A 24,022-nucleotide genomic window follows, 5' to 3' on the forward strand; every position below is an offset into this window, starting at 1 on the left:
AATCACCCCTACCATTAAATAAGTTTTCCTTAGCATATTTCATGAAAAGGCATATATTTGAGCTTTTGAAAAACGCCCAAAAATGATTCACCGCTCATGATTAAACTTTTGCTTATTGACGACCATCAAGTATTACTCGATAGTTTGCGTTTACTCTTCAAATCAATCGAAAATGTAGAAGTTGTAGGTGTTTTAAATGATAGCAGAAGAGCAGGTCAATTTCTTGATAATCAAGATGTTGACATACTGGTTTCTGATTTACACATGCCTTATGTAAGTGGTATTGATCTCACTTTACAGCTCCGAAAAACACACCCAAAAGTAAAAATTTTATTATTGACAATGGCTGAAGATGCTCTACATATTCGAGAAGCATTGCGAGCTGGTGTCCATGGTTATGTTTTAAAGAAAACTGGAAAAGATGAATTAGAAAATGCCATTTTGAAATTAATGAGTGGCAAAAAATATTATAGTGAAGCTGTGATTGATGAACTTGCAGCCACAGCCGATGAAGATTTTAATGATGCACGTCCCGAAACAATAGAGCATTTGACAGGGAGAGAAATTGAAATTTTAAAACTAATCACTCAAGAAAAATCAACGGCAGAAATTGCCGAAATGCTTTTTATCAGTATTTCAACCGTTGAAACACATCGAGCCAATCTGATGAAAAAACTCAATGTCAAAAGTGCGATTGGAATGGTAAAATTTGCCATTAAGCATGGCTTGGTGGAGTAGTTTTCAATGCAAAAATATCATTGACACTTATTTCAAATGCAGGCAGAACAGGTTTTGCAGAACAAATATCGTCATCCATACAAACTTGCACTTGCTTACGTGAAGTATAGATATAAACTAATTTAGGGTCTGGGAAAACACTCCAAACAACTTTTACACCAGCTTTAAAATATTCTGTTATTTTTTCTTCAATTTTATAGGGATTATCACTTTTAGAAATAATTTCGATAACAAATTCTGGAATTTCGTCTTCGCCAACAGCAGTATTTTCAACTTGTTGTTGAGTGAAGTAAGCAATATCTGGTCTTCTCATCTGAATTCCAGAAAGTTTTGTATCATATTCAGAAACCAAAGTCCCTTTTTTCCAAAATCCTTTTTTAATGAAAAAATTATTCAAATTTGCAAAAATATAAAATTGTTTTTTGTCCATTCCTTTAAATTGTATTATTTCTCCATCATTCCATTCATATTTAAAGCCATCTTCTGGCTCCCAATTTTGGAATTCCTCTAAAGTTCTTGGTAATGCCAATATTTCATTTGCCGTTCTCATACTTTTACTATTTTAGGTCAAATATAAATAATTGTTCTTAAACATCAAACAGGAATCAAAACCTCATTGATAACTCCTTGATTTTCAATATTTTGCAAATTCCAAACACCATTTAGAGACTCCACTCTGGCTTTTATATTTTTCATACCTTTGCCATCACTTTCATTCTTAAAAGTACCGATTCCATTATCAGAAACTATCAATTCTATTTGTTTTTCGGTACGAGAAAGTGATATTTTTGCTTCAGTAGCTTTTGAGTGTTTGATGATATTATTGACTAATTCGAGGCAAATACTATATAGTTCAAACTCAATTTTATTATCTACTCTGCCAAAGTCCTCTGCAATATGCAAGTCGAAATGAATCTTGGCGTTCTTGCTGATTTTTCTCACAAAACCTTGTAGTGTTGGCACAAGCCCTTGTTTTTCAAATTCTTCAGGAAGAAGATTATGTGACAATAAACGTACATCATTATAGGCTTTTTCAAGGTTTTCTCTTAAATTTTGATGAATTTCCTTTTCTTCATCATTCATCTTTGATTTGTCTATCATATCAACATTCAGCCAAAGTGCTGAAAGTGTACTGCCCAGATTATCATGTAAGTCGAGGGCCACTCGCTGGCGTTCGATGGTTTGACCTTTCAAAAGTGCCTCCGAAATTTCTTTGTTTTTACTGATTAGATCTTGATTATTTTTTTTGAGCGTGCGGTTTGTTTTTAAAATATAAACACTGACTATTACACCTATTACACTTAAAAGAACCAAAAACCATCTAAGCTGCGATTGTTTAGATTGCTCAGTTTTTAACTTACTTAATTCAACCTGCTGACTTTTAACTTTTTGTTCATTTAATTCAAGTTGTGACTTTAACCCTTCTTCTGTATTCGTTTTTGCTTCTATCGCAACAGAATCTTGATAAATACTTTTTTGTTCTAGGTAAAAAAGTGCTAACGACAAGTTTTTCAGACCTTTTTCAATTTTGTAACCAAACTCATAATATCTTTTTGAGATTTCGATATAAGGTTTATATTCATTATAAAAATTCGTTAATTGCAAATAGTATTTTTTTGCAGATTTAAAATCTTTATTATTTAGATAAAAATTAATTATTTCAAATCTTACATCTTGCTGTAAACCAATTAACTCGTTTTTAGGAATCATTTTAAGGGCATTTAGCTGATACCTCATTCCTTTTTCTACTCTATTTGTGTACATATAGCATGTCCCTAAATTTAAGTCATTGATGATTCTTTCATATAAGGGTAAATCTTTAAATTTTTCAATTTCTTCAAAGATTGGCAAAGCCAAATCAAGTCTATTCCTAAACACAAAAGTGTTTGCCTTATAGTTTAAAGTTTTGATGAGCCATTTTTGGTCGTTATGATTTTTTGCAATTAAAATGGCTTTATTTATATATTTTTGTGCCGAAAGGCTATCTGATTTGTGGGTTATTAGCATAGAAAGCCGCATCAGTGCATAAATTTGCATTTGGTAATCGCCAATTGCTTCCAATTCTCTATCAGCTTCTATGAATAGCCTAGTAGCTTCGGGTACATTTCTGTGAAACAAATCCGAGTTTGCATAAAAAACCTTATATCGTGCAATTCCTTTTTTCCATTTTGATTCGTAAGCTATCTTTTTATAAACATCATACAAATCTTTTGATTTCATTTTGACTGACGACTCCATAATTGAGTCTAACGCCATAAGTCTGAGCGTATCATTGCCAAAACTCTGTGGTAATTTGCTAAGAGAGTCAAACTTCGCTTTATACAAAATATACTTTTTTTCGTCTTTATTCTGACATAAAGCACTCACAGTAATAAATAATGAAAGCATCAAAAATTTAATTCTTAAAATCATGGTGTTAAATTTTTATTATTATTGTAGTTTTAGTACCTATATTGTTATTACTTTCTATTTCTAGGTCACCATTAAGACTGTCAACTCTTGCCTTTACATTTTTCATTCCTTTACCATCGCTTTCATTCTTAAAAGTGCCTATTCCGTTATCAGAAACCATCAGTTTTATTTGCTTTTCATTGCGAGAAAGTTCAATTTTTGCTTCACTTGCTTTTGAGTGTTTCATTATATTATTGACTAATTCGAGGCAAATACTGTATAATTCAAACTCAATTTTATTATCTACTCTGCCAAAGTCTTCGTCTATTTTTAAATTAAACTTTATTGTTGAATTTTTATTCATTTTCCGTACAAACCCTTGTAGAATGGTAGTTAAACCATGTTTCTCAAATTCTTCGGGAAGTAGATTATGTGAGAGTAAACGCACATCATTATAAGCCTTTTCGAGGTTCTCTCTGAGGTTTTGATGAATTTCTCGTTCCTCAGCATTCATTTTTGATTTATCAATCATATCGACATTCAGCCAAAGTGCTGAGAGTGTTGAGCCAAGATTATCGTGCAAATCGGCGGCTACTCTTTGGCGTTCAATGGTTTGGCCTTTGAGAAGAGCGTGAGAAATTTCTTTGTTTTTTTGTCTTAATCTAAAATTTGAATAAAAAGAAATGCTGATTACTAATAAAAGAAGAGCAATAAGTGCAGAACCAAAATACTTTATAGTCGACTGTTTTTCTACATCATTTTTTAATTTCTCATTCTCCAAAGCTGTAATTTTTAGTTTACTTTTGTCAGTTTGATATTTGATATTGAACTCAGTTATAGCTTTTTCATGTACAACATCATTTAATTTATCTTTCGATTCTTTGTATTCGTGCAGATAAAAATATGCCTTTTCAAAATCTTTCTTTTTGACATAACATTTTTGAATAATTTCAATGAATTCTAATCTATAGTTTTCAGTATCATTTCTGTAACCATCATGTAAACGAACTTTATCAAGTAGTTTCAAACCTTTAAAACAATAGTTCAATGATGTTTCAAATTCTTTCTCATCAAGGAAGAATTTGGCTGCCGATTTAAAAAAGATTTGTAGAACATAACTTTTATAGCTTGGTGCTAAAAAAGCAGCTTCGTTTTCAAACAATATTGGAATTTTATCGTAGAAGCTTTCAGCTTTTTTTATCTGTTTTTTAATTAGAAAACAAGCTGCAAGGCTGGAGTAAATGGTTGGTAGAATTACTTTAAAATTAGACTTTAGTTGCAACTTTTCAGCTATCTCCAAATAATAAATAGCCTTATCATAATCTCGAAAAGATAAAAAATATTCACCCAGATAGTCGTAAGCACGAGCTAATTCAAATTGTGATTTTGATTTAATTGCCAACGATAGTGCTTTTTGGTAGTATTCTAAGGCAATTATTTTATCATTCGGATTTGGCATTGTATAGTTATAAATCGTACCAATTCTCATGAATGCGTAGGCAGATTGTGCAAAATATCCTCTCTTTTCCAACTCTTTTTCGATAATCAACAGACTTTCGATACTTTTTTTACCATTTGAAGAATTGACACCCTTATCTGCTTCTCTAATATTATTTAATAAACAAGCGATTGCGTTCTGTTTAATATTACAATAGAATTTTATGGAGTCTCTCCATCTTTCATTTTCAAATGAAGCACACTGAGTTAAAGCGTGAAACGCTTCCACTATTGCACTATCTCTTTTAATAATATTGTTTATTTGTCTTGCTTGTTCCAATTGCATAATCAGAATTTCCTGACCATAAACAATATTTCTAAGCAAAACCATTAGAACTAACAAAAACCAGTACTTATTTTTCATAGTTTAAAAGAATTGTTAACAACTAATTCTTGAAATTTCTACAAAAGCCATCACATTTCCAAGCCCCAACTCCAAATATCATGGTAAACCATGAGTAAAAAATCATGGTTTACCACTACTAAATTTCATGGTAAACCCTTACTATATATCATTTCAATAAACTACAACTTTGTAAGGCAAATCAAACCCACAAAATGGCAATGGCACTGACAAAGCGAGAACATCAAATATTGGAGCTAATAGCCAATGAACTCACAACCGAACAAATAGCCCACACTTTATGTATAAGCATTCCAACAGTAGAAAGTCACCGCCGTAATATGTTCCGCAAGCTCGGTGTACAATCAGTAGTAGGCTTGGTAAAAGAAGCGTTGAAGAATGGCTGGATAAAAGTTTAATTGTTTATGATCAAAGGTGAAAGATAAATTAAGAACCTAAAACAACTCTTGCTATGGAAAACACTATTCCGATTGGTGGATTTCGTTGGGTAAAACCCAATGAAATCATGCTTCTTCAAGCAGATATTAATTATACAGTTATCCATTTCAAAGATGGAGAAAAATTTATTGTTGCCACGCCACTCAAAAGCCTTCAAGCACGCTTTGAGCCTTTTAACTTCTACCGTACTCATAAATCTTTTATGGTTAACCTTGAATTTGTGGAACATTTTTTAGAGCCACATAAGCAATTACAAATGACTAACAATAAAAAGGTGATGGTTTCAAGGCGAAAAGTAAATGGCTTGAAAAAATCACTTTTAAATGACCGATAAATCGAAACTTCTACCGTTAAATCGGATTTTGTAAGCTTACTTATAAATATTATAACATTTGTCTCAGTATTAATAGCCCTTATACGATAGATAAAGTCAATGTTTTTCTTCAAAAAATAACCCTAATTAAAAAAATGAAAACTTCCAATTTCTTACTATTTCTTGCCATTTATGGCATTCTTACTGGCTGTATGATGCTCTTCAATTCAGGCAGTTCATTAATAAATTATGGAGTTAAGCCAATTGATCATTACCATATTTCTATTATCCAATATGTGGGGATTAGCAATATTACAATGGGCTTGCTTTCTTTTTTGTTACGTAATGAACATTCAAAAGTTACTCAAGCCATTCTACTTACCACCTCAATTACTACAGTTGGCAGTTTTTTGAAGGGTTGTTATGATGTGTATATAGTAAATCTTCCGAGCAATACCTTTTTCTGGATCGATATGAGTTTTAGGTTTTTGGTGGGTTTGATAAGTTTATATTTTGTATTTAAAACAAAAGAAAACTAGTCTTAAAAATTTAAAAAACTATTAAACTTTAATCTACCAAAACAATGAAAACTTTAATTACACTATTCGCATTTCTGCCAAGTTTAATTTTTGCACAAGCAACACTTACTAAAGCACAATTGGAAGAATATGACAAAAAATTAAAAGAAAATCCTGTCGAAACCGTCAAACAATATACCCACAAAGATTTCACTTTTATCAGTGGCAACGGTAGCAGAGTGGGTTATAATGAATTGTTGGCCAATTATACTTACAACAAAGAAACAGTAAGAAATCTGACCGATGTAAAAATTACACAAGTAAATCAAACAGCGAGTGTTACTGGCAAAATTGAGCATGAGTGGTTTGCTATCAGCAACCCAGCTAAGGTCAGTAAATATAAGGGTATGTTTACGTATATCTATGTTTATGATGCTGGTGCTTGGAAAATAATATCGGCACAGCACACCGATTTTGCCAATAAAGAACAAGAAGTAGCGGCTATCAAGAAAGTGATTGAAGGTGAAACACAAGCCTATCTTGATGGTGATGGCAAAAAGCTATTGAGCTATTGGGCTGATAAAAAGACTAACGAACACGCAAGCCAGTATTTAGTCCAATTCTTAGGTCAGCCTTATGCCACTGGCGAAAGCATGGCCAAACTACAAAACTTAGTAGTCCCAAATCTCAAAAAGCAAGATTTTAAAATTGAGCGAGATGATATAGATATCAGAATAAACAAAGACATGGCTTGGGCCACTTACACGCAAAAGGTCAACGCCAATGGAAAAATCTTACAAACTGACCGTGAAACACGAATCTTAGAACGCATCAATGGAGATTGGAAACTTGTGTATGTTGGCGAACAAGCAATGAAGTAAGAAAAACAGTGATTGTAAAAATAGAAATATCAAAACTAATAATTCAAAACGTCAAATATTTTGCAAAATCATGAAGAATATTGTAATCATCCTATTGTCTTTAATGATAAACCACTCATTTGCTCAGGTGGAATCATTCACTCAAATGAAAAACAACGATGATAACTACTTTAATAATGAGCAAATAAATATGCCGATTTTAAAAATAAAAGCAGATTATTTTGAAAATAAAGCTAGTGGTTCTGCAAGAATAACTATAACCGAATCTACTGTTTATATACCTGTGGTGGTACATGTAGTTGAATCAGGGCAGCCAAATGAAATTTTCCCAACGGAAGCTGATATCATTGCTAAAATAGCGGGATTAAACAGTATTTTTAATGGTACTTCTTCAGGAAATCATTTGAATATAGGAATACAATTTAGAATGGCAAAGCATTCGCCTAATTGTTTGACTACCAATGGAATAAATAAAGTAGTAGATTTTTCTAATAATATCAGATATAAAAATGGTGGAATACAGTTTGAAACAAGTAATGGAATTTCGGAAGTTTCTCTAAAAAAAAATACACAATGGGATGGCGGGGAATATCTTAATATTTGGGTAGTAAATGAAATAGACGGAATAAATTCTGGTGCTTTTACAAATTTTTCTGATAAAGCTACAGCATTGAATGGAATTGTTATAACTGCCAATGATTTTATTAATGACCCAACGGTACTTGTCCATGAATTTGGACATTTTTTTAATTTATTAGATTTATTTAAGAATATTATTGAGCCTTCGTATAGAAACTGTGGTGATGATGAAGTAAGTGATACAGACTTAGTAAGTATTTATAGTGGCCCCCCTCGCATAGGCAATAACTCCTGTGTCAATAGACCATATACGAATTTAACTGAAAATAATTTCATGTCTCTAAACAATACCAGAACATTGTTTACACAGGGACAAAAAGAACGTATGGTTAAGTCATTAGAACATCCTAATAGAAAATCATTGATTAATTCATTAACAGATGAAATTGCCACTTGCATATTCAACTCTACCAATACGCCAATATTCACAACAAATACTTTTAAAACTGTAGGAATTGGAAAAGGAGGATACATTTACGCAGGAACGGCTAATAATGGATTATACAAATTCAATGGACATGACTGGGAGAAATTAGCAATTTTAACCAACAATAATATAAATGATATAAAAGCAGATAAGAACGATGGTATTTGGATAGCACAATACGGAAATACATCGGCTACCCAAGCCATCAATGGTGGAGTTAATTATTTGCCTGATGCAACAGAAACTGGTCATATTTATTTTTCTCCATCCACCTCTGGATTACCTAATAGAAACTGTCGGGCTTTATTTATTGATATTGCAGCGACACAATTAAATCCCAGAATTTGGACGGCAAACATGTCACAGGTTTTTAGTGGAGAAATCACATCAGGTGCAATTGGTTTAGGTGTATTTGATTCTTCACCAACTTTTGAAAAAATAACAGGAGGCATAGACTTAGCAGCTCAAACTGTAAGTGTTCAAACTATTGGAGGAAACGCAAATGAAATATGGGCTTTTGTATCTGGAAATTATGGTAAAAATCAAATCTTAGTTTATGATAGCCAAACCGCAGCATACAAAAAAGCTTATGATAATACCAGTATTGGTTTTTCATTTCCAAGTAATTTTTTAGCGAAATCCATATATTTTGACAAGTTCAAATATTTTGATGAAATCGAACAAAAAGAAAAAATATTAGATAGACGATGGGTTGGGGTATCGAATAGTGGTGTTTTAGTACATCAAAAACCTTATGACCAAATTTCAGATGGTTTATGGTATTATTTAAATACAACCACTCATCCCTATATTTTCCCTACTGGGTCAGTAGTCAATAATAATAGTATAACTTCTGACGAAAATGGATACATATATATAGGTACTAACAAAGGTTTAGTTGTATTTAATGGATTAGATTTAGCTGATATTAATAATTTTAAACTTTTTACAACTGCTGATGGCTTACCATCAAATAATATTCTTGACATAGTTGAAAACAAACCATTTGGTAAATTAGTAATCGCCACAGACCAAGGTATCGTTTTGTGGAGTAAATCAAAGGTGAAAAATAATAGTAAAAAAATTGAATTATTAAATATTAGTGAAAATTTTAATCAAAACCACTATACTGTACCTCGTGAATCTACGGTACACCATTATTTCATCGCTAAAAATAATTCAACAAATAAAGCCCAAGAAGGAGTTTATATCATTTACAAAATTAGTAATAATCCAGATGCATTTCTAATTTCTCAACCAAGTGATGAAAAGGGACTCATAGACCTTAATTTTTCTGTTGGCGGAGGAGATGTCACCATTTCATCAGATGATTATATACCTGCAGGCTCAAATGAAGTTACTGTCAGTTTTGTTGAAGCTTATGATGAAAACCTAGAATTAATTGATATTGGAAATAATAATTTTAAGAATAATCCTTTCAAAGTTTCTGTTATTGACAAAGCAGAGCCTGTTCAAAAAGAAATGGGTGCAGGCATAAGCCTTGAAGCTGGAGTTGAATATGGGTCTGCTGAAATTAAGTTTTTAGGTTTGAAGTTTGGAGCAAAATCAGCCAGTCTTAATGCAGCATATATCTTTAAGCCAACAGTAAGTGTTGTTATTGATAAAAATAACCCTAATTTATGGTTGTCAAGCTTTACTTTTCCACAAGGTATAAAATTAGAAGGCAATGCAGGTCCTAAATCGCAAATGAAAGATCCTGTAATAAATATTACAAATGGTGGGGATGCAAGCATTGAATTAGCACTTTCTGGTTCTTCTATTGAAGAATATTCATACCTATTAGATTTGCAAAAATCTCAAGATCGATTCTTCTTCGGTAGCCAACTCATGAATATGGCTCTCACTCCTGGAACACTAATGGCAGGTGTTTTTCTTAGAAGACTCTCAACCTTCTCAGAGACCTTTGAGTCAGAAAAACTGGGATTTAACTTTAATATTGAATGTAATGCTGAAATTGGACTTAATTATAGTCAAGAATTCCAAAACGAAAACATTAAAAATCTGATTGGTTTTGAATACGGAGCAAGTTTATTTTCTACCGACTATAGTCTTTCATTAGAGAAAACTAAATCTAATGAAATAAATGAAGAAATAAATATATCTGCTGATATAGCCACTAATTTAGGGGTTTTAGTTGGTATATTACCAAATGAAATTGGTGAACCTGATATTTTACCATTCATTTTGAACACCAATCCTAAGGCATTTTCAGCTTCTGTTACCAGACATTTAGACTCTTATGGAGGTAATTTGTTAGATGCAACAGCTTCCTTTAGTAATTCAAAAGATATTAAAATAGGCAGTGATGGGTATAATTTAAAATACAATAATAGTATTAATTATAGTAAAGATGCTATTCAAAAAATAAGTACTATACCGTTAAATTTCGTATCAAAATACTTTAAGGACGGAAATTTCATCTCATCGCCTATATCTTTAGCGGCCAATTATCTTGCCGGCTCAGGGAATCCAGTGGCTCAAATCAAGGCTTATCAAAAAAAAGTTTTTGATAAGCCGTCTGGTACTTTCAATTCAAAAGAAATTATAATCAAGAATGATAGAGAGATATTAAATAAAATAGATCATCAGGCAATAAACTTTGCTATTAAGGCTGTTGTTGGTGTTGATTTTGAATTAGGCTATTCTGAATGGAATAAATATACACATAATTTTAAAGATTATGTATATTCCAGAGAATTTAACAAAATGTTACAAACCACGGATTATGCTAAAATTGAAGAAAATCTTGAACTCCCAAAACAAACGCCTATTAAAACATTTTTAAATAATTTAAAAACCGAAGTTGATAATGCACCAATTGCCCTACTCAATGCAGCTATCTCATTTTTATCCCAAACTTCAATATTCCTTGGAGGTCAAGGAATTTATTTATCAAACAACAATAATGGTGCAACATTAAGATTAGGATTAGACGCAAAACCATATCTAGGTGGAACAAAAAATACTACAACAAATCAAAGTGCGACTCCCAGTATCTTTACTTTCAATATTCCTGGCGGAAATGCAGCATTTAATACTAACAACGAAGTTCTATTTAAATATTATTATCCCGAAAATCAGTTAGATGCAGTAACTTTAAAGGATACTTTTAAAATAGTAACGGATGTATTTTTCCTAAATGTAAGAAATAATAATTCTAATCTTACAAGTGCTCCAAATGGTTTTTTCACACTAAATACTCAATTCAACACTTCTGAATTAGAATTAGCGGGCTTATCAACTTCTTTAATACCAAAAGTGCTTTTTCTACCAATAAATAGTAAAAAATGGGAAGTAATAGGTGATATTAATCAAACTATCAACTTTAATCGTTTGGGTATTTTTGCCATTGGAGTTGGTTTAGAAAAAGATTTTATTGCACCAATGATTAACGTTGTACCTCCGCTTTCATTTGTAGATGGTCAAAATTTTCAATTTTCGTTAACCGACAATCTTTCAGGAATTGATTGGAGTAAGACCTATTTTATTTGTAATAATACAAATATCCCTTTTCAAAGGGTTGGTAGTAACAATAAAGTAACTATTCCAATTTCAGCTCTTCATACAATTGGAACAGTCGTACCCGAAACATTTGCTATTCAAATACTTACAGTTGACTTACAAGGAAATAAAAAGAATTATTCAAATACTTTTCCTTGTTCTAAGTCATTGAAATTTTTAAGTGTAGTAGGCTATCCTTCAGGTTTATCAAACAAACAACAAGCCAGTCAAACCATCGAAATAAAAGGCTCTGCTGCAACCAGACCTCCTTTAGAAATAAAGGCAGGCAAAAATATCATTTTAAACCCAGGATTTGAAGTTAGACCAATTAGTGGTGAATATTTCAAGGCAAATATTGGTGGATGCAATTGAAATCATTAGTTACATCACTGGAGACTTGATAAAAGGAATGATAGACAATAGAACTTTGAAAATCTAATAATATTGTAACTGGTACACCAATTGTAAAAGGGATAAACCCAGTAGCAGTATGAATATTGATATGCTAATAAAGCGTTTCATAAAGGAATATTCATTACCTATTACCCAAAATTAAACAAAAAAATATATGAAAAAAGCTATCTACTTTCTAATTTTCTTTTTCATGATTAAAGATGGATTTTCTCAAGAAACGCTTACTGATGAGAGGACTACTCAATCTATTACAGCTTTGCCTATTTCACCCAGTATTTCACCAAGTGGTGGACCGATAAATAATGGTAGCACGGTTTCGTTAACAGCTACGGGTTGCAACGGTACTGTAAATTGGTATGCAAATAATACGACAACTGTCATATTAGCAACTGGGACAACCTATACTACACCAGCTTTAGTCAATAACGACACATCTCCTGATAATTGGATTGAATATCTTGTTTACAATTCATGTACAATTTGCGGTATTGAAAGTTTGAGAAATTACGCAACTTTTCGTATATATAATGAGCTACATTACCCAACTTTTACAAGCACGCCTTCATGTAGTGGACAAACCACAACCATTACTTCACATGGTTGTAGCAATGGTGTTGTACAATGGTATGATAGTTATATTGGGGGAAATTTGCTTCATACAGGCTTAACTTACACAACTCCTATTTTAAATTATGTCAGTGGTGGAAACAATAAGCGAGAATATTATGCGAGTTGTAAAATTGGGCCTCATCCAAGTGGCAGATGGCCATTTTACTTAATGATTTTTAAACAACCACCAATACCCTCTGCCAGCTCTGCCAGTATCGCTTGTAATGCTTCAGCTACACTTACAGTTACTGGTTGTAATACGGGTTCACCTGATAATTTCAAAGTTGCTTGGTATTCAGACCCTGTTTCGTTGTTGAGTGTAAGCTCTGCGACTACTTTTATCACACCTAAGCTAAATGCAAGCACTACTTATTATGTTGCTTGCCAAAATACTTGTAATTCTGAACGTGTACCCGTTCCTGTTACTGTTGCTTGTACCCCCTTCGGCCCACCCGTAATTTCAGCTAACAAAAATAATATATATAGTGGAGAGGGTATTAATCTAACAGCAACGGGTTGCAGCAATAGCATCAATTGGAGTGATGGTGGTACAGGTTCCAGCCGATTAAATGTAATATTCAATTCGAATCTTATACTCACAGCTACATGTTCACAAGGATGTATTGTTAGCAACAAATCCGATCCTATAGCTATTGTAGTACACCCCAAACCAATACTATTGATTACAAATCCCGCTACTGTAACGCTGCCCAATACTGTAAATATTACATCACCTGATATAACTACTGGTAGTACTTTTCCAAGTGGAACTGTGTTAAGCTATTATACCAATAGCGAGAGAACTATTATTTTAGGAAATCCATCAGCAGTGGCCATCTCGGGAACTTATTACATAAAAGCAATTACTACAAATGGTTGTATAGATTTTAAACCGGTAAATGTTGTAGTAAATGTAATTGACTGTAACATGCCTTTAGTATTGGGGAGTACCGACAATTATAGTTCGGGCACATATTTGAAGAAAACTAACGAAACCATTACTGCAACCAATATTATTGCGGGCAATGCAAATGTTACTTATCGCAGCAACAAGTCAATAACGATGAACAATGGCTTTAAAGTAAACAACGGTGCTATTTTTAAAACTGAAATAGCAGGCTGTAATTAACAAATAAAAAAATGAAAAAACTCCTCTACCTCCTACTCTCACTACTTTATATTGAAACTGCATTCTCTCAACAATTCCCAACTTTTGATTGGGCAAGAGTTGCCAGTGAAGGCTATCCCGATATTCCTTTAGTTGGTACTAATTATGGCTCAGACATTCGGATTATCAAACGTGATGCTGCTGGTAATTTATACGTAAGTGGGCAAATCAATAAAGCTATGAAATTTGCTAATCAGGATATTTATGCTCAAAATTTTAACGGTAGCATCTATGGAAGTTATTTTATGAAATTAAATCCGACGGGCGAAACTATTTTGTGGGTCAAAACGATGGTCTTTGCAGGAATTTCAGATTTTGAAATTGACAATGATGGCTTTATTTATGCTGTTTCTGAAGGAGGTGGTGGTGGCAGAATAAAGTACGGTGATGCTACTATTGCTGGAGGCAATGCTTACCCTAACGTTGAAGTAGCTAATTATTATAAAATAAACGCCGGTAATGGCAACTTAGTTTGGATGAAAAATGCAGGAACTCCCGGTTTTGCACCCTCTATTTATCCTTTTGTTGAAACAGATAACAATGCTCTATATACGACCGATTGTTTGGGACCCAATGCTAACAATAGCACTACTGTCCGAGGGTATCGTTTGATAAAAATTTTAAAGTCAGCAGCAAACGCAGACCCCGATGAACATATCGAAAACAAAGCATGGATATTAGATAAAACTTGGTTTGCAGCAAACGTTGACCCTTTGTTTGAAAACCACATTTTTGATATGAAACTCACTAATGATAAGCAAAGTCTTTGGGTTTATTTAATGACGGGCGATGCTTGGATTGATGATTTTTCAAATCAATTATATGACACTCGTGATATGATTTTATTGAGACTTGATAATCTCAATAATGCAACGCCAACCGTAGGTTATAAGAAAAAATTCACAACGCTTATTCCTCTAAACAAAGGAGATTTACAAATTGATAGTCAAGGTAATATACTTGTTACAGGTGGATTCCAGCCTGATGCAAATAGATATGTACAGAATTCTAATGGCAAAGCCGATGTCATTTTTGGGGGTATAACTTATGAATTTCCTTTTGGAATTAGTAAACAATATATTGCAAAACTTTCACCTACTGGTACCGAAACTTGGATTAAATTTTATGATGTACAAAGTCCTTATCAATTTAGAAGTCTTACACTTGATGCCAATGATAATATATATGTAGGTGATATGTTTGGAGGCATTTCTACGATAGGCAATTTTACTGATTTGAATAGTGCGTTGAAGGTGTTAAAATTAACTCCAAACGGCGAACAAGTTTATTTATGGTCAAACGAAGAGGGTAATGGTATTGGAGGGGAGCCTGTTCTTTGTGCAACTGGAATTGATGGACTTTTAATTGGCACTGGTGGAACACAAAGAAGACTGCCTGATGCACAAGCATATTTTAAGGTTGGCACGAAAGAAGTATTTGATGGTGGTGGTTTTGTGCTTTCAAATTTAAAACATTCTGGAACAGCAAAACCTTTTGAGGAATTTAAAAGACTAAAAAATATAAATACGAGTGCTGATGTATTAAGTCAATATAGTTCACATCCCAATAACTTTACTGAGTTAGGCGGTAATCTTGTATTCTTTGCTTGGGGTGGAGACGATTTAAATAAAGCTTGCTATTTATGGAAAACCGATGGCACTGAAAATGGAACTACAATTTTGAAAGAAATTTATAACAACAATTACGAGAGTGGAAACAGACCATACAGTGGGGAAATTATAAAAACACCAACGCACTTATATTTTGAAGGACAAAGTAAAGTGCCAAATACAAACACTTATCAACGAGAAATATGGAAATCTGATGGTACAATAGCTGGTACAGTTAAAATAAAAGCATTTCTTGGCGGTAGTCAAGGTGATGGAGGAACTAAAGAATCTCTTTACGATATTTTTGATATGGAATATTGCAACGGACTGGTGTATTTCACGATGACAGATAATAATTTGAGCAAAATAGATTTATGGAAAACAGATGGTACAGAAGCTGGAACAGTCAGAATTTATGAAAATTGTCAATCTCAATTACAATCTTATAATAATCAAATATATTTTTTTATTGCTGGCACACCCGATCAATACAATAATGTGAGTTATTCGATGAGAAGACATAACGGAACGTCTGGTGGTTTTGTAAAATCCATAGGCTCATCCACTACTACAAAAATCCCAAGATTTTTTGGAGTAGCTAATAATCTTATACTATTTGCTGCTGATGGAACTATCGTTGTTAATGGAAATAATGTAAATTCAGGTATGGAACTTTGGAAGTCTGACGGTACTGCAGCGGGTACAACAATTGTCAAAGACATAAACCCAGAAGTTGCAAATAATTTTCCTCCTGGTCCATTTTCATCTGGAAAAGATGCGATCAAATATGCTAATAATTCAAAATATTATGGAGCAAACTTTAATTTGCCAAATCTAGACACTAGAAGTATTATTCATAATAACATACTCTATTTTAATGCAGACGATGGTGTTAATGGTAGTGAAGTTTGGAAATCTGATGGAACAGAAGTAGGTACGGTTTTAATAAAGAATGTCGCTACTGGAAGTTATACTGATATATGGGGACAAACCTACCCTTCAAGTTCTGACCCTGCATACTTCTACCCTTTCAATGGCAATATATATTTTATGGGTTTTGATAATGTAAGTACTGGAAATAGAGGTTTTCATAAAACTGATGGGACGACAAATGGAACAGTATTGGTAAAAAGCAACATTTTGTATGGTGGATACAATATTGATGCCTACTACAATTCTGGCTTTGGTAGTGTTGATGCAAGTGAAAAAATGCCTTATGCAGTTCTAAACAATAGGTTGTATTTTGCTGGAAAAGAAACACCGACCCCAGTGACAGCTCAAGACAGTGAAATTTGGTCCACAGATGGCACAACAGAGGGTACAAAACAGTTAAAAAATTTAACAAAAGTGGCTTCCAGTACTCCTGTAAATATGTACTCTTGGAACGGAAGTTTGTATTTCACAATGCATAAGTATCAAAATTTAAGAAACTTTTACTACCCTGCTGTGGAAGCTGAACCTTGGAAATTCACACCTGCCGCTTGCACAAATCCAGCTCCAGCAGGTCCTTTGGCTACTGTACCGACAATTTTAGCAAGTTATCCTGCAACAATTAAATCCAATGGCTGTCTTGGAATTGTAAAATGGTATGCAGAGGCATCTGGTGGTTCACCTATTTTTGTAGGTGATAATTATACTACGCCTTTACTAAATAAAACTACCACCTATTATCTCTCATGTACATTCAATAATTGCGAAAGTCAACGCAGCCTTGCAACAGTTACGGTCAATCAACCTAATTGTACCACTTTACCTGCGGTACCATCAAGTTCGGGTGGAAATGTAGTAAGTGGAAATAGTATAATACTTTCAGCAATAGGTTGTACAGAACAAACTCGTTGGTATGGACAAGCATCAGGTGGAGCTATTTTGGCTCAAACTCCTACTTTTGTTACGCCAATCCTAACAACACCCACAACCTATTATCCTGTCTGTTTTGTATTAGGTTGCGAAAGCCCAAGAACAGTGTTGGATAATATTACAATTACACCATCAAGTGGTCAAGCTCTTGATTTTGATGGTACCGATGATGTGGTTACTGTACCTACAAATATTGGTTTCAACGCTCCGAATTTTACTATGGAAGCATGGGTAAGATTTGATGTCAATAACAGAAATCAAACCATTATGGATAACAGCCGAAGATGGATATACTACAATTACGCTCAAGCAGGTAGTTCAATCAAATTTGGATTTGAAAACAATGGAGAACCCAGAGAGACAGGGTTTTTATTTACTCCAACAGCGGGTATCTGGTATCATTTAGCTTGTAGTTTCAATAATACTTCAAAAGAATCTTATTTCTATATCAATGGTGAACTTCAAGATGTTCAAAACCTTAACTACGCACCAGGTCAGACTAATTTTGGAATGAAAATTGGCAATCATTATACATTTACTGGATGGGAATTAGACGGAAGAATTGAAGAAGCACGCTATTGGAATATTGTCAGAACTGAAGCAGAAATCGGAGCAAGCTATAATACTGAACTGAGTGGCAATGAAAGTGGTTTAGTATTCTACTACAAGTTTGATGGAGAAGCTACTTGCGATGTACAAGACTGCTCTCCAAATCAATTACACGGCACAAGGTCAGGAGCAACAGGAACTAATAATAAACCAATATTCGTCAATACAAGTGTAGCTCTGACAAACGTTGCTTGTGGTGTTTCAAGTGCATGTGTTTTGCTGAACCCTTGTATGTCGTCGCTCTCAATTACATCAAATTACACCACGGGTGATAATGTAACTCGCCAAGCAAGTGCGATAAATGGTTTAATTACTGCCACAAATCAAATAACAAATACAGCAAAAGTCACTTATCAATCAAAGGCAATATTACTGAATCCTGGATTCAAAGTTGAGCTTATTTCTGGAGGAGCATTCAAAGCTGAAATTGGTGGATGTAACTAAATTAAAAACTTCTTTTTTGCTGTAAAACGGCTGATTTAATACTAAATGTTAAATCAACCGTTTTCTTTTTATTTTTTTACTAATTTTACAGAATAATAAAAAGAAAAATTCATGCACCACAAAACTAAAATAATTTCTTCATTCATAATTCTGAGTTTATTTGTCAGTTCTTGTCTTACAAGTATTACTCCCAAAAACACGAATACTGCTGTTACTGGTTTTCCAGAAGGATTAGAAAGTGCCTCAAAAAGTGGCTACGCTGGCGGAAATATTGAACTGACTGGCGGTGTTTGGTATTTTGAAGATGCCTTGATTGGTTCAACAGCAAATGATGTAAAAAATGGAACAAAAGCCATCAGAATTAGAGAAAATGGCTTTATTCGAATGAATTATGATATTTTAGGGGTAAAGGATTTTAATATTTCTCATGCCGCCTATCAAGGTGATGGCGATAGTGAATGGGAATTATACATTTCCAAAAACAGTGGTGTGAGTTGGACAAAATTTGGAAATACCCAAAAAACAGCGGGCAATAAATTTACCACAACAGCCTTTACTATCAATGAACCAAATAAAATTCGATTTGAAATAAGGAAAGTTTCGGGTGGTGCTAATCGGCTTAATATTGATGATATTATTATCAATTCTTTTGGAACTAACACCAACGCAACAGTAGCTACTCGTGATGATAATTTGGCTTTGGGCAATCCAAGCAATGCAAATTTGAATGAGGAAAATAATTATTTGATGATAAAAAATCAATATGTTTTATCTTACAACCGTAGCAAAAGTACCGCCAATTGGGTCAGTTGGCATCTAAGCACCGCATGGAAAGGTAATATTCAACGTACTGACAATTTTCGTCCAGACCAAACACTTCCAAATGCTTGGTATAAAGTTCAAACTTCTGATTACACCAATTCAGGCTTTGATAGAGGTCATTTATGCCCATCTGATGACCGTGATGGAAGTTTGGCAGACAATGATGAAACATTTCTCATGACAAATATTGCCCCTCAAGCTCCCAGTAATAATAGAGGTTTATGGGCTGACTTAGAAGCCTATTCTCGCAAAGTTGCCGAAGCTGGCAACGAATTATATATCATTGCAGGAGTTTATGGAAAAGGTGGTACTGGTAGCAATGGTGGAAAAACAAACACTCTTGAGAATGGAAAAGTTGTAGTCCCAGAGTCTTTTTGGAAAGTGATTGTCATTCTTCCAATTGGCAGCAATGACATTAGTAGAATTGATATGCAAACACGTGTAATCGCTATCAATGTTCCAAACAAAGAAAGTGTAGAAGGCACAAAATGGGGTGATTATAGAATCAATGTTGATGACTTAGAAAGCCTGACAGGGTATGACTTTTTATCAAATGTACCAAGTAGTATCCAAAAGATATTAGAATCACGTAAAGATGATGGGCCAACATTGAAAGTTAGCAGTTTTAGGTATTAGTAAATACAAGTTTCCAACTTGTTAGAACCAACAGAACCAAGCAAATGAAAAAAATATACTTTTCTATTATACTGACAATCAGCAGTTTAACTAATGTTTTTGCACAATCACTCTCATCATCCAATTTACCAATTGTTATAATCAATACCAATGGAGCAACCATTTATGACGAACCAAAAATCAAAACTGATTTAAAAATTATTTTTAATGGTATTGGAAAAATTAATAAGATTACTGATGCCCCTAATCATTATGATGGATTGGCTGGAATCGAGTTCCGAGGGTCTTCTTCTCAACAATTCCCCAAAAAAGGCTATGGAATCGAACTTTGGGACGAAAAATTAGCATCAAAAGAAGTAAGTCTATTTGGAATGCCCAAAGAATCTGATTGGATACTTTTTGCTTCTTATAATGAAAAAAGTTTCATGCACAATGTCCTTACCATGCGAATCGCTCGTGAAATGGGAATGTATGCTACTCGCACCCAATATGTGGAGGTGGTCATCAATAATGTGTACATGGGTGTGTATGTTTTTGAAGAAAAAGTTAAAAGAGCTAATGGTAGAGTTGATATAGCAAAACTCAAAGAAACCGACTTGAAAGGTGATGATATTACTGGTGGATATATTTTTAAAGCTGATAAAACTACGGGTTCAAGATTAGGAGGTTGGTATTCACAATACCCAAATTATACTGATTTTAGAACTAATTATACCTATTATGCGTATGACTCACCAAACACAATTACTTCAGAACAAAAAGCTTATCTTAAGAATTATGTTGACAACGCTGAAAAAATACTGAACGATGCCAATTATAGAGATAAGACGAATGGCTATAGAAAATATTTTGACACGAGGTCATTTGTTCAGTTTTTGTTAGTAAACGAAATCTCAAAAAATGTGGATGGTTATCGCATAAGTACTTATTTCAATAAAGACAAAGACAGTAAAGGCGGAAAGATAAAAGCTGGCCCACCTTGGGATTATGATATTACTTATGGCAATGCTAATTATTGTGATGGAGATTCCCCTTATGGCTTTGCCTATAGTTTTAATAAATTTTGTAGCGATGATGGTTGGCAAGTGCCTTTTTGGTGGGAAAGAATGTTGAGTGACTCTTCTTTTGTTAAAGAATTAGGTCAAGAGTACGCATTTCAAAGAAAATCTGGAGCTTTACAATTCGATAGAATTAACAAACATATAGATTCACTCACCAATGATTTGAAAGAACCAATGGTAAGAAACTTTCAAAGGTGGCCAATTTTGGGTTTATATGTTTGGCCACAACCACAACCTTATGCTAGCTCTTGGTATGGAGAAATTGATGAATTAAAAAATTTCATTAGAAAAAGACTTGATTGGCTGGATAATAACATCAAAACAAATTTTGCCATCACGGCCAACGAACCTGAAAGTGCAGGTATCCATATTCAAGCATTCCCAAATCCGTTTTTAGAAAGAATTAATATCAATATTCAAGCCCAAACACCTGAGAAAGCAAATATCACACTTGTCGATAATTTAGGAAAGGTATTATTTAAAACCACCGAAAACCTTCAAATTGGAGACAACGACTTTTACATACAATTACCTGAATATCAGGTTGTTAGTGGAATAAAATTTTTAAAAATAGAAATAAATGGAAAAATAACCACTAAAAAGCTTATTCAACAGTAAGTATTTTTCCTAGTTGAGCGAAGTTGAAGGACGAATCATGTAAGTGTGGTCAATTCCATCTTCTACATAGTTGTTTCCTGTCAGTTCAAATCCGAGTGATTGATAAAATTTTTCCAAATACCTTTGAGCTCCAATTTTAATTGGTTCATTTCCAAACAACTCAATCGTTTTTTCGATAGATTTTTGCATCAAAAATTTCCCTATCCCACCCCCTCTTGCACTGGCTGAAGTTACGACTCGGCCAATGGAAGCATAACCTTCATAGTAAGTATTTTTATCAAAAAGGCGTGTATAAGCAACTAATTTTGAGTTTTCATCCAAAATCATTAAATGATAAGCCAATTGGTCTTTTCCATCGGCATCCACAAATGGACAGTTTTGTTCTACTATAAAAATCTCCTGACGAAGCACCATAATAGCATATAACTCGTCCAAGTTTAGCTCATAAAATGGCACACATTTGATTGTTCTATTCATGAAATAACTTTTTTAATAATTAGCTCAAATTAACAAAAAAAACATATACCAGTAAATAAATATTTTGTCAACTTATTATATATGACTATATTTAAGTTCAAGAAACAATTAACCAATTAGCTATGTCTGCATTAAAAGAATTTGCCAAGAAAATCTATTACCGCTTCAATGGCCCAACAGAGTTTGATTCTGCAACCCTCCCTTGGATTGATAAAGCTGATGCAAATATTTCAGAATTTATTAAATCACACCCCCAAAGAACTGATTTACCTTATAATTTAGAGGAGAAATTGAACTTTTGGAAAAAAAATGGATATGTTGTTTTGGAACAAATTATTCCTCATGAACTGATTGATTTATATTGGGCTGATGTGATGGAAGTGATTAATAATCCAGCAAAATTCAAAACAATGATTCAAATTGACAGAGATGAATATAAACCCAATTTGATGCGTCATGCCTATGAATGGACTACCGAACAGATTTTAGGCAAAATGGTAAAAATCAATGATATTCACAACCAAAGTTTGGCTGCAAAAAAACTGTTTTTATACAAAGATATCATTGCTTTTTTGGAAGCTATCTTTATGAGACCAATTGTTGGTATGCAAAGTTTGAGCTTTTTATATGGAAGTCAACAACCCACTCATGCTGACTATCCTTGGGTGACAGCCAATATGCCAAGTAATTTAGCTGCTTCGTGGATTCCTGTAGAAGATGTACATATTAATTCTGGCCCATTGTATTATTTTGCTGGCTCTCATCAGAAAGTAAAAAAATTTAATTTTGGTAATGGTATTTTCTATGATGGAAAATATTCTACAAAAACGCCTCTTGAATATGCAGATTATCTCAATAATACTTGCGAAAAATTAGGTTTGGAGAAACAAACACTTTTAATAAAAAAAGGGGATATTTTGATTTGGCATTCGGCTTTGGTGCATGGAGGTTCGCTCATCAATGACCCTAATCAAACTCGAAAATCTTTTGTGTGCCATTATTCATCGGATATTGGACTGCCTTTTCATAGAGCTGCTCCGCACGAGGAACCAAAAAAATTCACACTAAATAATGCTACACTTTATGAAGACCCAAGATTTCCTGAACAAGAAAATGTTCTTAGCGAAAGAGGTGAATCATTTAAAGGTTGATTAAAAATCTTTATACTTTAAAAACCACAAAGAAAAGGGCTTATTTTACTATTCTCTTTGTGGTTTTCTTAATTTTGTATATTCCCCACTATCCAATCAAAAGATGTTTCTGAATATTCATACCCATCATCCTGAAAAATATGATAATGAACAAATTATATTCAATTTGATTATTCCCGAGTCAGAAGAAGCGTTAGAATCTTTTACGGAAGAAATACCAAATGTATGGCTTTCGGCAGGAATTCATCCTTGGTACATTGCTGAAGATAATCAAAAAAAACAACTTGATCTTCTGAGTAAACTAGCTAATTATCAACAAGTTAAATTTATTGGGGAATGTGGATTAGATAGACTCAAAGGCTCGTCCCTACCCTTGCAAGAAGCAATTTTTATCAAACAAATTCGCATTGCAGAAGAGGTCAAAAAGCCTATTTTAATTCATTGCGTAAAATGTTTTAATGAATTGATTTCAATCAAAAAAATCGTACGCCCAAAAGTTCCGATGATCATTCATGGCTTCAATAATAATCTTGAAATTGCTCAATCATTAGTAGAAAGAGGCTTTTATTTTTCACTCGGAGCTGCATTAATGAATGAAGAATCAAATGCAGCAAAAGTTTTACAACAAATTCCGCTCGAAAAGCTTTTCTTTGAAACAGACGATAAAGAAATTTCCATTCAAAAAATCTACGAAAAGGCTTCATATCTATTAAATTTACCATTAAATAGTTTGAAAGATGTTATTTTTACCAATTATTTATCAATGTGGGGTGAACATCCTGTTCGCCGTTAAAGATGAAAATATTTTCTTAATA

General features: G+C 33.4%; 16 protein-coding genes. 12 read left to right on the top strand and 4 right to left on the bottom strand.

Annotated elements, in window-relative coordinates; all coding sequences use genetic code 11:
- Window positions 1–96 precede the first annotated feature (96 nt).
- Entirely contained in the window at window positions 97–738 is a 642-nt protein-coding gene (locus ACQUQZ_RS13490; RefSeq protein ID WP_435355522.1) for a response regulator, read from the top strand.
- Here the strand turns inward: ACQUQZ_RS13490 and ACQUQZ_RS13495 are convergent.
- Genes ACQUQZ_RS13495 through ACQUQZ_RS13505 form a run of 3 tightly spaced genes read right to left on the bottom strand, consistent with a single transcriptional unit; the run spans window position 716 to window position 4,990 of the window.
- Window positions 716–1,288 (bottom strand): Uma2 family endonuclease, encoded by a 573-nt coding sequence (locus ACQUQZ_RS13495; RefSeq protein ID WP_435355523.1) that lies wholly within the window; start codon window positions 1,286–1,288, stop codon window positions 716–718. The two genes, ACQUQZ_RS13490 and ACQUQZ_RS13495, sit on opposite strands and share 23 nt — an antisense overlap.
- 44 nt (window positions 1,289–1,332) lie before the next feature.
- The gene (locus ACQUQZ_RS13500; protein WP_435355524.1) at window positions 1,333–3,150 is read right to left on the bottom strand and encodes an ATP-binding protein; all 1,818 of its coding nucleotides are present in this window, start codon (window positions 3,148–3,150) and stop codon (window positions 1,333–1,335) included.
- A gap of 4 nt (window positions 3,151–3,154) precedes the next feature.
- Window positions 3,155–4,990 carry a histidine kinase gene (locus tag ACQUQZ_RS13505; RefSeq protein WP_435355525.1) on the bottom strand — a complete coding sequence of 612 codons (1,836 nt, stop codon included), beginning with the start codon at window positions 4,988–4,990 and terminating at the stop codon, window positions 3,155–3,157.
- A 200-nt stretch (window positions 4,991–5,190) separates the two neighbouring features.
- On the opposite strand from ACQUQZ_RS13505, the gene ACQUQZ_RS13510 reads away from it, so the two are divergent.
- From ACQUQZ_RS13510 to ACQUQZ_RS13550, 9 genes are all read left to right on the top strand, one after another.
- On the top strand, window positions 5,191–5,388 hold the full coding sequence (locus ACQUQZ_RS13510; RefSeq protein ID WP_435355526.1) for a response regulator transcription factor: 198 nt from the start codon (window positions 5,191–5,193) through the stop codon (window positions 5,386–5,388).
- Window positions 5,389–5,441: 53 nt separating this feature from the next.
- The gene (locus ACQUQZ_RS13515; protein WP_435355527.1) at window positions 5,442–5,762 is read left to right on the top strand and encodes a LytR/AlgR family response regulator transcription factor; all 321 of its coding nucleotides are present in this window, start codon (window positions 5,442–5,444) and stop codon (window positions 5,760–5,762) included.
- 134 nt (window positions 5,763–5,896) lie between these two features.
- The gene (locus ACQUQZ_RS13520; protein ID WP_435355528.1) at window positions 5,897–6,280 is read left to right on the top strand and encodes a hypothetical protein; all 384 of its coding nucleotides are present in this window, start codon (window positions 5,897–5,899) and stop codon (window positions 6,278–6,280) included.
- A gap of 44 nt (window positions 6,281–6,324) precedes the next feature.
- Window positions 6,325–7,140, top strand: a complete 816-nt coding sequence (locus ACQUQZ_RS13525) for a nuclear transport factor 2 family protein (protein WP_435355529.1) — start codon at window positions 6,325–6,327, stop codon at window positions 7,138–7,140.
- A 145-nt stretch (window positions 7,141–7,285) separates the two neighbouring features.
- Window positions 7,286–12,100: a M43 family zinc metalloprotease gene (locus ACQUQZ_RS13530; protein ID WP_435355530.1), complete on the top strand. Its 4,815-nt coding sequence runs from the start codon at window positions 7,286–7,288 to the stop codon at window positions 12,098–12,100.
- A 196-nt stretch (window positions 12,101–12,296) separates the two neighbouring features.
- Window positions 12,297–13,880, top strand: a complete 1,584-nt coding sequence (locus tag ACQUQZ_RS13535; RefSeq protein WP_435355531.1) for an immunoglobulin domain-containing protein — start codon at window positions 12,297–12,299, stop codon at window positions 13,878–13,880.
- Between the two features lie 11 nt (window positions 13,881–13,891).
- Window positions 13,892–18,442, top strand: coding sequence for a LamG-like jellyroll fold domain-containing protein (locus ACQUQZ_RS13540; RefSeq protein ID WP_435355532.1), 4,551 nt, complete (start codon window positions 13,892–13,894; stop codon window positions 18,440–18,442).
- Between the two features lie 111 nt (window positions 18,443–18,553).
- On the top strand, window positions 18,554–19,900 hold the full coding sequence (locus tag ACQUQZ_RS13545; protein WP_435355533.1) for a DNA/RNA non-specific endonuclease: 1,347 nt from the start codon (window positions 18,554–18,556) through the stop codon (window positions 19,898–19,900).
- Between the two features lie 44 nt (window positions 19,901–19,944).
- Window positions 19,945–21,579 carry a CotH kinase family protein gene (locus tag ACQUQZ_RS13550; protein ID WP_435355534.1) on the top strand — a complete coding sequence of 545 codons (1,635 nt, stop codon included), beginning with the start codon at window positions 19,945–19,947 and terminating at the stop codon, window positions 21,577–21,579.
- Window positions 21,580–21,588: 9 nt separating this feature from the next.
- On the opposite strand, the gene ACQUQZ_RS13555 is transcribed toward ACQUQZ_RS13550, so the two are convergent.
- Entirely contained in the window at window positions 21,589–22,056 is a 468-nt protein-coding gene (locus tag ACQUQZ_RS13555; protein WP_435355535.1) for a GNAT family N-acetyltransferase, read from the bottom strand.
- Window positions 22,057–22,178: 122 nt separating this feature from the next.
- On the opposite strand from ACQUQZ_RS13555, the gene ACQUQZ_RS13560 reads away from it, so the two are divergent.
- A complete protein-coding gene (locus ACQUQZ_RS13560) occupies window positions 22,179–23,207 on the top strand; it encodes a phytanoyl-CoA dioxygenase family protein (RefSeq protein WP_435355536.1) in 1,029 nt (342 codons plus the stop codon).
- 103 nt (window positions 23,208–23,310) lie between these two features.
- On the top strand, window positions 23,311–24,000 hold the full coding sequence (locus ACQUQZ_RS13565; RefSeq protein WP_435355537.1) for a TatD family hydrolase: 690 nt from the start codon (window positions 23,311–23,313) through the stop codon (window positions 23,998–24,000).
- Window positions 24,001–24,022 lie beyond the last annotated feature (22 nt).

The organism is Emticicia sp. SJ17W-69 (assembly GCF_051209875.1).
GTDB lineage: Bacteria > Bacteroidota > Bacteroidia > Cytophagales > Spirosomataceae > Emticicia.

Bases quoted from the DNA above. Each gene is read 5' to 3' on its own strand.
- ACQUQZ_RS13490 (WP_435355522.1), top strand. From the start codon at position 97: ATGATTAAACTTTTGCTTATTGACGACCATCAAGTATTACTCGATAGT.
- ACQUQZ_RS13495 (WP_435355523.1), bottom strand. From the start codon at position 1,288: ATGAGAACGGCAAATGAAATATTGGCATTACCAAGAACTTTAGAGGAA.
- ACQUQZ_RS13500 (WP_435355524.1), bottom strand. From the start codon at position 3,150: ATGATTTTAAGAATTAAATTTTTGATGCTTTCATTATTTATTACTGTG.
- ACQUQZ_RS13505 (WP_435355525.1), bottom strand. From the start codon at position 4,990: ATGAAAAATAAGTACTGGTTTTTGTTAGTTCTAATGGTTTTGCTTAGA.
- ACQUQZ_RS13510 (WP_435355526.1), top strand. From the start codon at position 5,191: ATGGCACTGACAAAGCGAGAACATCAAATATTGGAGCTAATAGCCAAT.
- ACQUQZ_RS13515 (WP_435355527.1), top strand. From the start codon at position 5,442: ATGGAAAACACTATTCCGATTGGTGGATTTCGTTGGGTAAAACCCAAT.
- ACQUQZ_RS13520 (WP_435355528.1), top strand. From the start codon at position 5,897: ATGAAAACTTCCAATTTCTTACTATTTCTTGCCATTTATGGCATTCTT.
- ACQUQZ_RS13525 (WP_435355529.1), top strand. From the start codon at position 6,325: ATGAAAACTTTAATTACACTATTCGCATTTCTGCCAAGTTTAATTTTT.
- ACQUQZ_RS13530 (WP_435355530.1), top strand. From the start codon at position 7,286: ATGAAAAACAACGATGATAACTACTTTAATAATGAGCAAATAAATATG.
- ACQUQZ_RS13535 (WP_435355531.1), top strand. From the start codon at position 12,297: ATGAAAAAAGCTATCTACTTTCTAATTTTCTTTTTCATGATTAAAGAT.
- ACQUQZ_RS13540 (WP_435355532.1), top strand. From the start codon at position 13,892: ATGAAAAAACTCCTCTACCTCCTACTCTCACTACTTTATATTGAAACT.
- ACQUQZ_RS13545 (WP_435355533.1), top strand. From the start codon at position 18,554: ATGCACCACAAAACTAAAATAATTTCTTCATTCATAATTCTGAGTTTA.
- ACQUQZ_RS13550 (WP_435355534.1), top strand. From the start codon at position 19,945: ATGAAAAAAATATACTTTTCTATTATACTGACAATCAGCAGTTTAACT.
- ACQUQZ_RS13555 (WP_435355535.1), bottom strand. From the start codon at position 22,056: ATGAATAGAACAATCAAATGTGTGCCATTTTATGAGCTAAACTTGGAC.
- ACQUQZ_RS13560 (WP_435355536.1), top strand. From the start codon at position 22,179: ATGTCTGCATTAAAAGAATTTGCCAAGAAAATCTATTACCGCTTCAAT.
- ACQUQZ_RS13565 (WP_435355537.1), top strand. From the start codon at position 23,311: ATGTTTCTGAATATTCATACCCATCATCCTGAAAAATATGATAATGAA.